A 15,498-nucleotide genomic window follows, 5' to 3' on the forward strand; every position below is an offset into this window, starting at 1 on the left:
GAGCGGCGCGAAATTCATCATTTGTGACGATGGCGGCGGCGCCCGTCCACCCGCACTCTTCCGTCAAAAGACGGGAGAAACCGATGCCCCTTTCGCTGATCGACACCCTTCGTGCGCTGGATGACGGCCGGTTGCGGGCCCGCGACCATGTCGAGGCGGTTCTCGACGCCGCCACGCGGCACGCCGCGCTGAACGCCTTCATCACCCTGGACGCCCAGGCGTTGCGCGCGGCGGCCGAGGCCAGCGACGCCCGCCGCGCGCAGGGCCGTGCCGGCCGGCTCGAGGGTGCGGCGCTGGCCGTCAAGGACAACATCGACACCGCCGATCTGCTGACCACGGGCGGCACGCGGGCGCTGACCGGCGCGGCGCGCGCCGACGCCGAGCCGCTGGCCCGGCTGCGTGGACAGGGGGCGCTGGTCGCCGGCAAGACCAACCTGCACGAACTGGCCTTTGGCATCACGTCGAACAACGCGGCCTTTGGCCCCGTGCGCAATCCGCATGACCCGGCGCTGATCGCAGGGGGCTCGTCCGGTGGCACGGCGGCCGCGATCGCGGCCGGGATCGTGCCGGCCGGGCTGGGCACCGATACCGGCGGCTCGTGCCGGATTCCGGCCGCGCTGTGCGGCGTCACCGGCTTTCGCCCCAGCGTCGGGCGCTATCCGGTGGGCGGGGTCGTGCCGCTGTCGCCCACCCGCGACACCATCGGCCCGATGGGGCAGGGGGTGGCAGATGTCGCGTTGCTCGATGCGCTGATGGCGGGCGCGGACACCGCGCTGACCCCGCCCACCCCGGGCGCGATCCGTCTGGGCGTGCCCCGCCGCGTCCTTTGGCAGGGGCTGGACCCCGTCGTTGCCGCCCGCTGCGAGGCCGCATTGTCGCGCCTGTCCGCCGCCGGGGTCACGCTGGTAGAGACCGATCCCGCCGATCTGTGGGCCGACGGTGCCGCGGCCTCGTTCGCGATCGTCCTGTATGAGACGATGCGCGCCTTGCCCGCCTATGTCGCCGCGCGCGGGGTCCCGTTCGACGCGCTGCTGGCCGGCGTCGCCTCGGCCGATGTGCGCGCCATTCTGGACAGCCAGATGGGCGAGGGCGCGATGCCCGAGCGCGCCTATCGCGCGGCCATGGATCGCCACCGCCCGGCGATGCAGCGGCATTGGGCGGCGTGGTTCGCGGACCATGGGCTGCACGGCGCGCTCTTTCCGACGACCCCGCTGCCGGCCCGTCCGATCGGCGCGGACGAAACCGTCACCCTGAACGGCGCCCAGGTTCCGACCTTTGCCACCTACATCCGCAACACCGATCACGGGTCGGTCATGGGCGTGCCGGGGATCAGCCTGCCGCTGCCGGGCGCGGGTCTGCCGGTCGGGCTGGAACTCGAGGGGCTGGCGGGCGCCGATCGCGCGCTGCTGGCGGTGGCGGCGGCGCTGGAGCCGCTGTTGCGCGACTGACACCAACAAACAACCAGACAGGGAGAAGACCATGAAACGCTTTGTGATCGCGACAATTCTGGCAACGGGTTTCGCGGGGTCGGCCCCGGCCGAGGTGCGGCTGGGCGTGCTGGTGCCCGACAGCGGGCCGGCGGGGCTGTTCGGCCCCTCGTCGCGGCAGGCGGCGCAGCTTGCGGCCGAGGACATCAACGCCACCGGCGGCATCGCGGGCGAACCCGTCACGCTGCTGTTCGCCGATGTCGGCGTGCCGCCCGCGCAGGCCGTGCAATCGGTGCAGCGGCTGTGGCGCGCCGAGGGCGTGCAGGGCTTTGTCGGGATGCATGACAGCGCCGTGCGCGCGGCGATCGTCAGCCAGTTGCGCGGTCAGGTTCCCTATGTCTACAGCGCCGTCTACGAAGGCGGCGAATGCGCGCCCGACACCTATGTCACCGGCGAAACCCCGGCCCAGCAACTGGCGCCCGTGATCCCCTGGCTGGCCGAGCACGAGGCAGCGCATCGCTGGTATCTGATCGGCAACGATTACAACTGGCCGCGCGACACCAACGCGGCGGCGCAGGACATCATCGCCGCCTCGGGTGGCGCCGTGGTCGGCGAGGAATACGTTCCCCTGGGTTCGTCCGATTTCGACGCCTCGCTGGCGCGAATCCGGGCCTCGGGTGCGGACGCGGTGTTGGTCACGCTGGTGGGCGGCGATTCCGTGGCGTTCAACATCGCCTATGCCGCCTTTGGCCTGGATGGCCAGGCGCTCAGGCTGGGCACCCTGATCGAGGAAAACACCCTCGCCGGGATCGGCGCCGCGAACGCGCACCGGCTGTTCGCGTCGATGGGCTTTTTCGCCAGCATCGACAGCGAGGCCGCGCGCAGCTTCGACGCGCGGCTGCACAGCCGGTTCGGCGCCGAGGCCGCGCAACCCAACGGGCTGGGGGAATCGCTCTATGACGGGTTGATGCTGATGGCGGCGCTGGGCAATGCGGCCGGCTCGCTCGAGCCCGGCGCGGTCGCGGCCGTGGCGGACGGCGTGCGCTACAGTTCGCCGCGCGGAAACGCCCGGCTCGATCACAACCATGTCGCGCAGACGATCTACCTGGCCGACGGATCGTCCGGGCAGTTCGCCACTGTCGCCCGGTTCGACACCGTGCCCGCCGGCGTGAGCTGCGAGTGACATGGACACGCTGGTCCTGTTCTTGCTGAACGCGACTTGGCAGATCGCCGCCCTGGCGCTGACCGCGCTGGGGCTGGCGCTGGTGTTCGGGCTGCTCAGGATCATGAACATGGCGCATGGTGAGTTCGTGATGCTGGGCGCCTATGCGCCGGTGCTGGCCGCGCAATGGGGGCTACCGGCGCTGGCGGCGGTGCCGATCTGCCTGGTGCTGGTCGGCGCCATCGCCTGGCTGGTCGAACGGCTGGTGGTGCGCCATCTCTATGCCCGCATGTTTGACAGCCTGCTGGCGACCTGGGCGCTGTCGATCCTGCTGCGCAAGGGGGCCGAGCTGGCCTTTGGCCGGCAGTTCCGCAACGTCGCGGCGCCTCTCGACGGGGTCACGCGGCTGGGCACGGTGGGGTATCCCACCTATCGGCTGGCCGTTATGGCGCTGGTCCTGGCCGGGCTGCTGGGCCTGTGGCTGTGGTATCGGCGCAGCGCCACCGGCCTGCGGTTGCGGGCGATGGTGGACAATCCCGCGCTGGCCCAGGCGGCCGGCATCGACACGGCCCGCCTGTCGGCGGTGGCCTTTGTGGCGGGCTGCCTGATGGCGGGGCTGGCCGGATTGCTGCTGGCACCCACCCTCAGCGTCGCGCCTGGCATGGGGCTGGACGCGCTGATCCGTTCGTTCTTTGCGCTGATCGTTGGCGGTCTGGGCACCCTCGAGGGGTTGGGCCTGGGGGCCTCGGTGATCGGCGGGCTGCAATCGGGGCTGAGCGCCGTCTTCACCCAGACGGCCGGGTATCTGGGCGTTCTGGTGCTGGCCATCCTCTTTCTGTGGAGGCGTCCCGATGGGCTCTATCCTGGGCGTTAATCTGGCCCTGTTGGCGGGTTTGCTGCTGGTGCCGCTGCTGGGGGGCAGTTTCCTGGCCTGGCAGATCGGACTGTTCCTGATCTATGGCGTCGCGGCGCAGGGCGTCGGCTTTGCCTGGGGGCGCGGCGGGTTCCTGCCGCTGGGCAATGCGCTGTTCTTTGGCCTGGGGGCCTATGGCGCGGCGACCGTTCTGCGGGCGACCGAAGGCGCGCTGGCGGTCAATCTGCTGGCGATGCTGGCCGTCGCCCTGGCCTGCGCGGCGCTGGCCTATGGGCTGGCGGTGCTGCTGTTTCGCGGGCGGATCGGGTCGGGCCCCGGGTTCTCGCTGGTTACGCTGGCGCTGGTGCTGATCGCCGGCCAGATCGCCGAGACCACGCCCGCCCTGACCGGGGGGTTCAACGGCCTGTCGGGTGTTCCGCCGCTGGCCGGCATCGACCCGTTCGGCGCCTTCTACTATGTCGTCGTCGCGCTGGTGGTGCTGGTGACCGCTGGCCTGATGCTGATCGAACGCCGGCCCGCGGGTTTGATCCTGCGCGCGCTGGTGGCGGACGAGGGGCGGCTGGAGCTGCTGGGCTTTGCCCCGCACCGGGTCAAGGGCTGGGCCTTTGCGGTCTCGGCCTTTGTCACGGCGTTGGCGGGGGCCCTGTTCGCCAGCCACCAGGGCATCGTCACGCCGCAGTCCATTGGCTTTGCGCTGTCCACCGAGCTGGTGATCTGGGCGGCGGTCGGGGGAAGGGTGTCGCCGTTGGAGCCGCTGCTGGGGGCGGTCGCGATCGGCTGGGCCACAGCCATGCTGCGCGACAGCGTGGCCTGGTGGGAGGTCGCCGTCGCCGCCATTTTCCTGCTGGTCGTGCTGTTGCTGCCGGGCGGCGCGATGGACCTGGTCGCGCGGCTGTGGCGCCGCCTGCGGCCGGTGTCGCGCTCAAAGCCCGTGTCCCCGCTTCCCGCGCCGCCGGTGCGCGTTGCGCCGCCGCCTGGCGGTGAGCTTCGGCTCGAGGCTGTCGGCCTGGACGCGGGCGGCGTGCGGATCCTCGACGGTCTGTCGCTTGCGGCCCCGGCGGCGGGGGTGCTGTGCGTGATCGGCCCCAATGGCGCGGGCAAGACGACGATGCTGAATGCCATCACCGGGCGGATGCCGATCCGGCAGGGGCGCATGGCGCTGGGCGGTCATGCGCTGAACGGGCGCGCCCCGCACCAGATGCTGCGGCTGGGCATCGCGCGCAAGATGCAGGTGCCGACGGTCTTTGCCGGCCTGACCGTGGACGAGACCCTGCGCCTGGCGCTGCTGGCCGGGCGGATGCGTCCCAGCGACGCGCTGCGCCGGGCCCCGCTGCGCTGGCGTGACGACGGTCTGGATGCGTTGCTGGCCGATCCCGGGGTGCCCTTGACGGCCGAGCCCGGCAAACGGGCCGAGCATCTGCCCCAGGGGCACCGGCAGATGCTGGAACTGGCGCTGACACTGGCCGCCGACCCGCGGCTGGTGCTGCTGGACGAACCGGCGGCCGGGATGTCGCCGGCGGAAACGCAGGTCATGGTCCGGTTGATCCGCGCCTGGCAGGCCCGCACGGGCGCCTGCGCGATCGTCATCGAACACGACATGGCGCTGGTCGAATCCCTGGCAACCGAGGTCGCGGTTCTGCACCAGGGGCGCGTTCTGGCGCAGGGGGCGCTGTCCGAGATCCGCGCCGATCCGCAGGTGGCCGCAGTCTATGCCGGAGGTCACAAATGAGCCTGCAACTGGACTCCGCAAGCGGTGGATATGGCGACACCATGATCCATCGCGCGCTCTCGCTCGATGTGCGCGCGGGCGAGGTGGTGGCCATCGTCGGCCGAAACGGCACCGGCAAGACCACGCTCGCGCGGCTCATCGCTGGCGCCTTGCCGCTGGCCGGCGGCACGATCCGTCTGGGCGCGCGACCGCTGGAGGCGATGAACGGCTGGGCGCGGGCGCGGGCCGGGATCGTGTCGATGCCGCAGACCGGCATGGTCTTTGACGGGCTGAGCGTGCGCGAAAACCTGGTGCTGAGCGGGGCCGATGCGGATGCGATTGCCGCCATGATCGAACGGTTTCCGCGCCTCGGGGACCGGTTGGAGCAGCGGGCCGGGTCGATGTCGGGGGGCGAGCGAAAGATCCTCGGGTTCGCGCGGGCGCTCTTGATGCCGGGCCGCGCGCTGATCCTGGACGAGCCCTCGGAAGGGGTGCAACCCGAGGCCATCGACCGCATGCAGGCGCTGATCCTCGCGCGCCGTCAGGCCGGCGGGGCGGTGCTGCTGCTCGAACAGAACGTGTCGATGATCCTTGCGGTTGCCGACCGGGTTCTGGCGCTGGATGTCGGCGGCTTCACCTTTGCGCTGACGGGGCCGGAAATGACCCGCGCGGCGGTGCTGGCGGCGCTGGAACTCTGAACACACGCCCCCCGCGACGGGGGCGCGTCGGTCATCCCTGCCGGCGTGACCGGCCCCGAACCTGGCGCGCTGTGCCGCGATCCGGACGAATACGGCAATCGCTTGTGACACGTCGCCGCCCGGGGCGTTGGCGCAGGAATGGACCGCGGCCTGGCGGTCCCACGACGGTGTTTACAGAGCGGGGACAATCCCGGCCGGCGCGCCCGAAATTGTTGCGAATACGCCATAATTCCACCGCATTGGACCGACATTGATCGGGAAATGGAACAAATCGTCTGTGCATCGTTTCTGGATCGGGTGGAGAGTTTGACATGAATGGCACCGAATTCGACCAGGGTCATGTGTCGAGCGCGCAGACCAGCCGTCGCCCGCCGCAGATCGTGATCCCGGAACTTGCGCCCTTGCCCTTGCCGCATGTGGCTCAGGACCCGGTGCGCGTGGTCGAACCGATGTCGATCGTCTGGCAAGGCGTCGAGATGCGCACCACGCATTGGAGCGTGCACGGCTTCACCCTCGAGGCGCCGATCCCGCGCGTTCTGGCGCCAGGCGTCGGCCGTGTGTTCGACCTGACGGTGCTGATCGGCAGCGGGGCGACACGGATCGAGATGCGCGTTCAGGCGCGTGCGGACGGCAACGACGGGCCGCAACAGACCAGCTATGTGTTCGTCGATCTCGATCGTGCGCAAGCGGAAGTCCTGCACCGCATCGTCGATCACGTCGTCGCGCACAAGGCGATGAGCCTGACGCAACTGCTGAACGAAACGGAACAGACCCGCGTCGCGCGGGTGCAGACCGGCACGCGGATGCGCAATTTCCGCACCGGGTTCCAGCTGTCCCTGGCCGGGCTGGCGCTGGCCGCCGCCGGGGCCGTGACCTACAATCACCTGGCAACGGTCAAGGCCCGCTACGGGGCGGTTACCGCCTCGGCCACGGCGATCTCGGTGCCGGTGGCGGGGACGCTGTCGCAGATCACCGTGGCGCCCGGCCAGCGCCTCGCGGTGGGCGACGTGCTGGGCTATGTCCAGCCCTCGGGCGGCGATCCGCGCGCCGAGGGGCTGGCCGACCGCCGCCGCGCGCTGGAATCCGAGCGCGCCGAACTGGGTTCGCGCCGCAACGCCATGGCCCAGCTTTCGACCGTTGCGATGCAGGGGCTCGACGCCGACCGCGCGCGCCTGACCGAATCCGTGCAACTGGCCGAGCGCCGCCTGGGCATCGAACGCGCGACACTGGCGTCGATGCGCGCCAGCGGTCTGCCCACGGCCGCGCGTCAGCGCGAACGCGCCGCGCAAGAGGCGGCGGTGTTGCAGGCCCAGTCCGCGGTTCTCGACGCGCGCTCGCGTCTCGATGCGTTGGCGCAAGCCGCCGTGCTGACGCCCATGGGCATCACCCAGGGCGACCTGCGCGGCACCACGCCGACGCTGGAGACGGTGGATCTGCGGATCGCCGCGCTGGATGCGGAACTGGCGGCCATGGGGGGGACCGGTGCCGACCAGGCGCTGGGCATGCCGATCCTGTCGCCTTGCGATTGCACGGTGCAGGAGATCGCGCGCCGGCCTGGCGAATGGGCCGCGCCCGCGGATACCGTTGCCGTGCTGGTCGGTAGCGAGTCGCCGACGATTCACGCCCTGATCCTGGGCGAGACCGCGCGCGGCGTTTCGATCGGCGATTCCGCCAGCGTGCGCCTGGCCGATGGCACCAGCGTGACCGGCCATGTCGCGCGCCTGACCTACAGCGCGCATTGGCCCGGCTACACCGGGCTTCAGGACAACGTCTTTGCCGCCGACCGCTATGCAAGGGTCGAGATCACCCCCGACCGCCCGCTGCACGCGCCGGTCGGCATGGTGGCCGATGTGCAGGTCATCACCAGCGGCCTTTGGGCCTCGTTGCGCGCGACGGTGGGTGTGTGATGGCCGCTGCCGCCCCGCATCTGAAATATTCGCCGACGTCGAGCTATGTCATCTCGGGCGTGCTCTGGGCTTGCCTGATCGTGCTGCTGTTCGACCTGGTGCCCAGCCGCGTGCTGACCCCGGGGGACGCCGCGTTCATGGCCTCGATGGGGCTGATCGGCACCTGGCGCTGGATGTGGGGCGGGTTTCACCTGCTGCGCGCCTGGAGCTATACCCGCTCGGTGTTTCCCGCCGTCCGCCGCGACGCCGAGGCCTTTGCCCCCGCCCAAGGCCGCCACGTCGCCGTGGTCTGCCTGAGCTGGAAGATGGGCGACGAAATGAACGCCGCCGTCTATGGCAACCTGTTTCGCGATATCCTGGACTACAGCGGGCACGGCACCGTCGTCGCCGCGGTGTCCTCGCGCGCGGACATGGCGCTGATCGCGCATGTGCATGGCTCGATCCCGGGCACCGAATACATCCGGCTTGCGTTCACCTTGCAGGACGGGACGGGAAAGCGGTCTGCGATGGCCGATGCGCTGGCCCGTCTGCGCGATCTGGGCGTGCCGACCGACTGCCCGGCGATCTTGATGGACGGCGACACGCTGGTGCGCCCCGGCACGATTCGCGCCACCGCGCCGATCCTGTTGCACCAGCCGCGTGTCGGCGCGCTGACGCTGGACAACACGCCGCTGGTATCCGGCAGCACGCTGGCGCGCGAATGGTATCGCCTGCGCATGGCGCAACGGCAGGTCTACATGTCGTCGATGGCGCTGAGCAACCGGGTCCTTGTGCTGACCGGCCGCTGGTCGATGTTCCGCAGCCAGATCGTCACCGACCCGAACTTTGCCGCGAACCTGCTCGAGGACGTGATCCATCACCCCCGGCTGGGCCGGATCGTCATGCTGACCGGCGACGACAAATCGACCTGGCGCTGGGTCGTGGAACAGGGTTGGGACGTCACCTATGTGCCGGACGTGGTGATCTATTGCCTGGAATCCCTGCCCGGCAAAGGCTTTGTGCGCGACACCTTCGGCCTGCAACGGCGCTGGTTCGGCAACATGACGCGCGGCGGCTTCAAGGCGCTGAAACTGGGCCCGCGCCGGCTGGGCGTGTTCACCTGGCTGGCGCTGATGGACCAGAAGGCGTCGATGTGGACGCCCCTGTTCGGGCTGGTCTTTTTCGGCGCCGCCGCGATCCTGCACGACCCGTCATTCCTGCTGGTCTATCTGCTGTGGGTCTCGCTGACGCGCACGGTGCATTCCGGCCTGGTCGGCTTGATCGCGAAACGCTGGCATCCGATCTTTCCGCTGCTGACCTACTATGGACAGATTGGCGGCGCGGCGATCAAGATCTTCGTTTCGCACAATCCGAACGTCCAGAAATGGACCCGTCAGAACACCGGCAGCGGGCAGGCCGACGCCAACGCCCTTGCCGCCCGGCCCCGCAGCGACTCGAAAGTGATGCTGCTGGCCTCGGTCGTCGCCTTCGTGTCGATCGTTCTCATCATCTCGAATGTCAACTCCAACTCGGCCCGTTTCGACCTGGGTGTCGAAGACATCGCCGCGGAGATCATCAATGGTTACTGACCGTTTCCCCGAGGCTCTCGCCATGAAACCGACCCGCAGCCTGCGCCGTCCGGCCCTGCTGTTGCTGGCCTCGGCCGTTGCCCTGTCGGCCTGCGGCGGCGTCCGGCACGAGCCGGCGACCATGCTGAGCAGCGCGCCCGGTTACACCGCCCGCCCGATCGACGGCGCGCGCCCGGTCGAGATGATCGCCATCACCCCCGCCAATGTCGGCCAGTATGCCATGCCGGCCGGGGCCGCCGCAGGGTGGAGCTATCGGCTGGGCATCGGCGATGTCGTGCAGCTTTTCGTCGTGGACGAGCCCGAAATGACCGTGCCCGGCGGCACCGATGCGGGCTATCTGGTCGAGGCCGACGGCATGATCCAGTTGCCCTTTCTGGGCCGCGTGCCGGCCAACGACCAGACCGTGCCTGCCCTGCGGGCCGAGATCGCGCAGCGCCTGACGCGCTACATCGCCCGGCCGCAGGTCGATGTGCGGGTGACCGGGTTCAACGCGCGCCATGTCGCCGTCGTGGGGGATGTCGCGCGGCCCAGCCGCCAGTCGCTGACCACCACGCCCCTGACCGTGATCGACGCCATCAACGCCGCCGGCGGTTTCGCGCAGGGACGCGAGAACGCGGCCGTGACCCTCATCCGCAACGGCGCCGAACAGCGCGTGGACATGCGCGGTTTCATGACCCAGGGCCTGCCGACGCCGGTTCTGCAAGATGGCGACGTGTTGCGCGTGGGCGGATGGGCCGCCCGCAGCGCCGAACCCGCGCCGGCGCGTGCGGTGCAGCTTTATCACGCTGACATGCCGCCCCGGACGATCGCACTGGGCGCCGCGCCGGTCAGCCTGGCGCAGGTCGTCGGCACGGGCGGCCCGGCCGCCCCGGGGCAGGGGGTCTATGTGCTGCGCGCCGCCCCCGGTGGGCGCGTCCAGGCGCTGACCCTCGATGCCGGCGCGGCGCTGGACCCTGCGCTGGGTGGCCAGCTGATGCTGCAAGCCGGGGACTCGGTGGTCCTCGGGGCGGTCGGGGCCACGATGGACCCGGCGCAACAGTTCAACGCCCTGACCCCGGCGCTGCGCGCCATGGCGATGTGACAGGCACAGGAGAGCGGATCATGAAGATCACCGTTGCAGGACTGGGCTACGTCGGCCTCTCGAACGCGATCCTGCTGTCGCGCCAGCACGAGGTCACGGCCATCGACATCACCGCCGCCCGGGTCGCGGACGTGAACGCCGGGCGCTCGCCGATCGTCGATGCGGAGTGTTCGGACTATCTGGCCAGCGGGGCGCTGAACCTGCGCGCCACGGTCGATCCGCACACCGCCTATGCCGGGGCCGAAATCGTCATCATCGCCACGCCGACCAACTACGACGCCGAGACGCACGCCTTCGACACCTCCAGCATCGAATCGGTGATCGCCGCCGTCACCGCGATCAACCCCGACGCCCTGATGGTCATCAAATCGACTGTTCCGGTGGGGTATGTCGCCAGCCTGAAGGCCCGCACCGGCTGCGCGAACATCCTGTTTTCGCCCGAGTTCCTGCGCGAAGGCCGCGCGCTTTACGACAACCTCCACCCCTCGCGCATCGTCGTGGGCGAGGTCAGCGCGCGCGGCGAACGCATCGCCGAGATGTTCCGCGCCGCCGCGATCAAGACCGACGTGCCCGTCCTGCTGACCCATTCGACCGAGGCCGAAGCGATCAAGCTGTTTGCCAACACCTATCTGGCGCTGCGCGTGACCTTCTTCAACGAACTGGACACGATCGCCATGGCCGACGGTCTGGATGCGCGCGAGATGATCGAAACCCTGTGCGCCGATCCGCGCGTGGGCGACCATTACAACAACCCCTCGTTCGGCTATGGCGGCTATTGCCTGCCCAAGGATTCGAAGCAGCTGCTGGCCAATTTCGGCAGCGTTCCGCAACAGATGATGCGCGCCATCGTCGAAGGCAACGATGCCCGAAAGGCTGCGCTGGCGCGGGCGATCCTGGCCCGCCAGCCGCGCCGGGTCGGGGTGCACCGGCTGGTGATGAAACAGGGGTCCGACAACTTCCGCCAGAGCGCGGTGCAGGACATCATCGCGCTGCTGGATGACGCCGGGGTCGAGATGGTCGTCTATGAACCCGCCTGGACCGAGGATACCGCGCTGGGCCACCGTGTCGAACGCGACCTGCGGTCCTTTGGCGACGCCTGCGACGTCATCATCGCCAACCGCATGACCCCCGATCTGGTCCCCTTCGGGCCCAAGGTCTTTACCCGCGATCTGTTCGGCCAGAACTGACAACCGCCCCACCGCAAACGCAAAGGACTGTCCCCATGCGCATCGCAATCTTCGGCCTCGGCAGTATCGCGCTCAGTGATGCCCTTGCCCTGGCGCGCACCCATTCGGTGGTGATGACCGGCCCTCTGGCCGACCGGGTCGCGGCGATCAACGCCGGCGCCTATCCGTTCGAGGACCCGGGCCTGGCCGATTATCTGAAGCGGTGGCCGCTGGACCTGCGTGCCACTGTCAACCCGGCCGAGGCCTTGCGCGACGCCGAGATGGTGCTGATCGCCTCGCCCCTGCCGCATTGCCCGCAGACCGGCGGTTTTCTGACCGCCGAGCTGGACGCGGCCATCGCCGCCGCCGTCGCGCAGTGTCCGGGCGTGCCGGTCGTCATCCGCTCTGCCGTTCCGGTCGGCCACACGTGCCGGATCCGCGCCCGGCTGAACGCCGAGGCGCTGTTCTATGCGCCCGAGTTCCGCCGCGAGAGCCACGCCCTGACCGACACTTTGCACCCCGCGCAGATCGTGGTCGGCGCGCGCGGCGAGGCCGGCCGGGCGATCGCCACCGTGCTGCGCGACGCGGCGCTGTCCGACGTGCCCGTGCGCTGCATCGGCGAGGCCGAGGCCGAGGCCGTCAAGCATTTCTCGCAGGCCTATCTGGCGGCGCGCGTGGCCTATTTCAACGAACTGGACAGCTACGCCATGATGCACGATCTGGACGCCCGGCAGGTGATCGACGGCGTGTGCCTGGACCCGCGCATCGGCGGCGGGGCGAACAACCCCTGTTTCGGGTTCGGTGGCCAGCGTCTGCCGCGCAGCACCGAACACCTGACCGACACGTTCGGCAAGGCCTCGGGCGCGCGGGTCCTGCCGCGCCTGGCCGAGGCCAACGCGGCGCGCATGGACGTTCTGGTCGCCAAGGTCGCGGCGCGCGGCGCCGCCCGCATCGGCGTCTATCGGCCCGGTGGCCCGGCGGAATTCGACACCCTCGCCGAGTTGACGAAACGGATCGCCAGCACCGGCACCCGTATCGAAACCTTCGACGGCCCCGAGGGCAGCCCCGCCTTCGAGCGGTTCACCGCGGATTGCGATCTGGTTCTGTCGCAGCGCATGTCGCCGGCGCTTGCCGCGATCTCGGACAAGCTGTTCTGCCGCGATCACTACATGACCTGAGGGTCAATCGACCGGATCGCTCGGATCGACCGCGACCGCAGCACGCGAGGGGCCCAGGCGAACCTCGTCGAACCAGGCGATCTGCGTTGCCATCGGTCCACCGTGCCGGCTGACAAAGCTGCGATACAGGCCGTATTTCAGATAGTAGACCTCGGGCAACGGGGCGTCCCAGGCGGCGATGTCGGCGCGTTCCTGCCCGTCGATCCAGATCGACAACCGGGGTTCGCGGCTGTCGAAGCCGATTGCCAGATCGTGCCAGCCGCCGCGCATCGACTCCAGCCGCATCAGCCTGTGGTGGATGTTCGGCGCGTCGGGCACATGCACCGTCACGCTCAACCAGTCGCCCCTCGCCTCGATCTGCATCACCGGCGGATGCGACACGCGCCCGCCCGCGCGCCGTTCGGGCCCGCCGCGCTGGTGGATCTGAACGAGCGTGGTGTTGACCCGGTCGGACACGGGAAAACCGGCGGGCAGCAGGATCGACAGGCCGATCCACACGGTCTGCCCCGGGGGCCATTCGAAATCGGGGCGAAATTCGGTGCGTTCGCGGTCGCGCGCGCAGTCGTCGCCGCCGGTGTTGGCGGCGCAATCCCCCGCGCGCAGTTCGAACCGTTGCGCCTGCGCCCCGGCGCGCGCTGGGCCGGAAACGATGCCATAGCCCCAGGGCGTATCGGACAGGCTGCGCGCGCCCGGCAGGCGCTGCGCACCCGCCAGCCCGGGCAGCGCCACCGCCACGAGGGTCATCAGAACGAAACGGCGAACCATGAGCCCACCAGACACCGGCCGGGCGTCCGGGGTCAAGGGGGGCACCGCCCGCCGGCCCCCCCGGCAGAGCGGCCTCACATCAGGCGCGGCAGCACCAGAACCAGCGTCGGAAAGGCCAGCAGCAGCCCCAACCGGATCAGATCGGCCACAAAGAACGGCACGATCCCGCGAAAAATCGTCGCCAGCGTGATGTTGCGCACCATGATCTTCAGGATGAACACATTCAGCCCGACCGGGGGCGTGATCAGGCTGATCTCGATCGCCACCACCACCAGAATGCCGAACCAGACGGGATCGATGCCCAGGATCTGCACCACCGGAAAGAAGATCGGGATCGTCAGCAGCATCATCGACAGGCTTTCCAGGAACAGGCCCAGAACCAGATAGATGCCCATCATCACCAGAAGCGCCTGCATCGGGGTCAGGTTCACGGTCTCGAGCCAGCTCGCCAGGTCGCGGGCAAAACCCAGCATGTCCAGGTAGTTGTTGAACAAGGTGGCGCCGAACAGCAGGGCGATCATCATCGCCGAGGTGCGCGCCGATTCGGCAAAGATGTCGATCAACGCGCGCAGGGTCAGCGTGCCGCGGAACAGCACAAAGACGAACGCCCCCGCGGCGCCGATCCCGGCGGCCTCGGTGGGGGTGAAGACGCCCAGATAGATGCCGCCCAGCACCAGCCCGAACAGCGCCACGATGGGCCAGACGCCGCGCATCAGGCGCAACCTCTCGGGCCAGGCGGCGCGGGGTCCGGCAGGCCCGGCCTCGGGGTTCAGGCGGGTGACGACGGCGATCGCCGCCATGTAGCCCAGCACCCCCAGCGTTCCGGGGATGATCCCGGCGATGAACAACTGGCCGATGTTGGTCGAGGTGAGGATGCCATAGATCAGCAACACCACCGAGGGCGGAATCAGGATGCCCAACGTGCCCCCGGCGCAGATCGACCCCGCCGCCAGCGCGTCGGAATAGCCATGCGCGCGCATCGGCGGCATTGCCACGCGCGCCATGGTCGATGCCGTGGCCATGCTGGAGCCCGACACCGCCGAGAACCCCCCGCACGCGGCGATGGTGGCCATCGCCAGCCCGCCCCGGTAATGCCCCAGAAAGGCGTTCGAGGCGGCATAGAGATCGTGGCTGATCCGCGCCCGCGCGATCAGGTTGCCCATCAGGATGAACAGCGGCAGCACGGTAAAGGTGTGGGTCTGGGCCAGATCGAAAATCTGCGTCACCAGCACCGAATTGGCGGCATTCATGTTGCGCAGGCCGAGAATGCCGAGATAGCCGATCAGGCCAAGGGCAAAGGCGATCGGTATCCCGGCGATCAGCAGGCCCATCAGCGCCAGCAGGACGATTGCTCCGGCGGTCATCAGGTTTCTATCCGATTGAGGGCAGAACGTTGGACGATGACCTTGACGGCCATCAGCACGAACAGCAGGGCGCAGATCAGCATGGAAACCGCCATGATCCGCGCCAGCAGGCCGGTGGGCAGGCGGTAGATCTGGGTTCGTTCGCCCCAGTCGTCCAGTCGCACGCCAAAGCGCCACAGACGCCATCCCAGCCCGCCCGATACCGCCGCCAGCATCAGGTTCACCAACACCGCCCGGCTTCGCCGCATCCAGACCGGCAGGACGCTGTCCAGCAGGCTGATCCGCACATGGTCCGACCGCGCCGCGACCAGGATCAACGCGGTAAAGACCAGCAGGCCCATCATGTAGGACATCACCTCGAACGCGCCCGAGATCGGCGCGTGCATCACATAGCGCAGAAAGACGCTGACGACGGTCAGCAGCATCATCGCGAACAGGATCGCCGCCGGGATCACCGCATAGGCGCGCTCCAGGCGGATCATCCAGGGCTTGTCCTCGATCAGGCCCGAGGGCGCGCCGGGGCCGTCATCCTCGGCGCCGGGGGCGGGGCCCCCCGGCGGTTCACCGGGGGGGATGGGATCTCGCACCATGGTCCGGGTG

General features: G+C 69.4%; 13 protein-coding genes. 10 read left to right on the forward strand and 3 right to left on the reverse strand.

All coding sequences use genetic code 11. The features are described 5' to 3' along the window. Positions 1–83: 83 nt before the first annotated feature. The 10 genes from iaaH (at position 84) to H6900_05100 (ending at position 12,769) form a co-directional block, all read left to right on the forward strand. Positions 84–1,448, forward strand: coding sequence for an indoleacetamide hydrolase (iaaH, locus tag H6900_05055; protein MCC0072638.1), 1,365 nt, complete (start codon positions 84–86; stop codon positions 1,446–1,448). A 31-nt stretch (positions 1,449–1,479) separates the two neighbouring features. Further along, positions 1,480–2,610 (forward strand): substrate-binding domain-containing protein, encoded by a 1,131-nt coding sequence (locus H6900_05060; GenBank protein MCC0072639.1) that lies wholly within the window; start codon positions 1,480–1,482, stop codon positions 2,608–2,610. 1 nt (position 2,611) lies between these two features. After that, positions 2,612–3,463: a branched-chain amino acid ABC transporter permease gene (locus H6900_05065; protein MCC0072640.1), complete on the forward strand. Its 852-nt coding sequence runs from the start codon at positions 2,612–2,614 to the stop codon at positions 3,461–3,463. Further along, a complete protein-coding gene (locus H6900_05070) occupies positions 3,441–5,192 on the forward strand; it encodes an ATP-binding cassette domain-containing protein (protein ID MCC0072641.1) in 1,752 nt (583 codons plus the stop codon). Before H6900_05065 ends, H6900_05070 begins: the two co-directional genes overlap by 23 nt. After that, positions 5,189–5,869: an ATP-binding cassette domain-containing protein gene (locus tag H6900_05075; GenBank protein MCC0072642.1), complete on the forward strand. Its 681-nt coding sequence runs from the start codon at positions 5,189–5,191 to the stop codon at positions 5,867–5,869. The genes H6900_05070 and H6900_05075 overlap by 4 nt, the downstream gene beginning before the upstream one ends. 311 nt (positions 5,870–6,180) lie before the next feature. Beyond that, positions 6,181–7,776, forward strand: coding sequence for a hypothetical protein (locus H6900_05080; GenBank protein ID MCC0072643.1), 1,596 nt, complete (start codon positions 6,181–6,183; stop codon positions 7,774–7,776). Beyond that, positions 7,776–9,344 (forward strand): glycosyltransferase, encoded by a 1,569-nt coding sequence (locus H6900_05085; GenBank protein MCC0072644.1) that lies wholly within the window; start codon positions 7,776–7,778, stop codon positions 9,342–9,344. The genes H6900_05080 and H6900_05085 overlap by 1 nt, the downstream gene beginning before the upstream one ends. Before the next feature lie 22 nt (positions 9,345–9,366). After that, positions 9,367–10,425, forward strand: a complete 1,059-nt coding sequence (locus H6900_05090; GenBank protein ID MCC0072645.1) for a polysaccharide biosynthesis/export family protein — start codon at positions 9,367–9,369, stop codon at positions 10,423–10,425. A gap of 20 nt (positions 10,426–10,445) precedes the next feature. Beyond that, the gene (locus H6900_05095; GenBank protein MCC0072646.1) at positions 10,446–11,612 is read left to right on the forward strand and encodes a nucleotide sugar dehydrogenase; all 1,167 of its coding nucleotides are present in this window, start codon (positions 10,446–10,448) and stop codon (positions 11,610–11,612) included. Between the two features lie 35 nt (positions 11,613–11,647). Continuing rightward, positions 11,648–12,769, forward strand: coding sequence for a UDP-glucose 6-dehydrogenase (locus H6900_05100; protein ID MCC0072647.1), 1,122 nt, complete (start codon positions 11,648–11,650; stop codon positions 12,767–12,769). Positions 12,770–12,772: 3 nt separating this feature from the next. Here the strand turns inward: H6900_05100 and H6900_05105 are convergent, their stop codons facing one another. The 3 genes from H6900_05105 to H6900_05115 all read right to left on the reverse strand — a co-directional run bounded on the left by H6900_05105 (position 12,773) and on the right by H6900_05115 (position 15,488). Beyond that, positions 12,773–13,534, reverse strand: coding sequence for a heparin lyase I family protein (locus H6900_05105; protein ID MCC0072648.1), 762 nt, complete (start codon positions 13,532–13,534; stop codon positions 12,773–12,775). A 74-nt stretch (positions 13,535–13,608) separates the two neighbouring features. Then, on the reverse strand, positions 13,609–14,898 hold the full coding sequence (locus H6900_05110) for a TRAP transporter large permease (GenBank protein MCC0072649.1): 1,290 nt from the start codon (positions 14,896–14,898) through the stop codon (positions 13,609–13,611). Continuing rightward, positions 14,898–15,488, reverse strand: coding sequence for a TRAP transporter small permease (locus H6900_05115; protein MCC0072650.1), 591 nt, complete (start codon positions 15,486–15,488; stop codon positions 14,898–14,900). The genes H6900_05110 and H6900_05115 overlap by 1 nt, the downstream gene beginning before the upstream one ends. Between the last annotated feature and the right edge of the window lie 10 nt (positions 15,489–15,498).

Origin of the sequence: Rhodobacter sp. (genome assembly GCA_020637515.1) — a bacterium.
GTDB lineage: Bacteria > Pseudomonadota > Alphaproteobacteria > Rhodobacterales > Rhodobacteraceae > Pararhodobacter.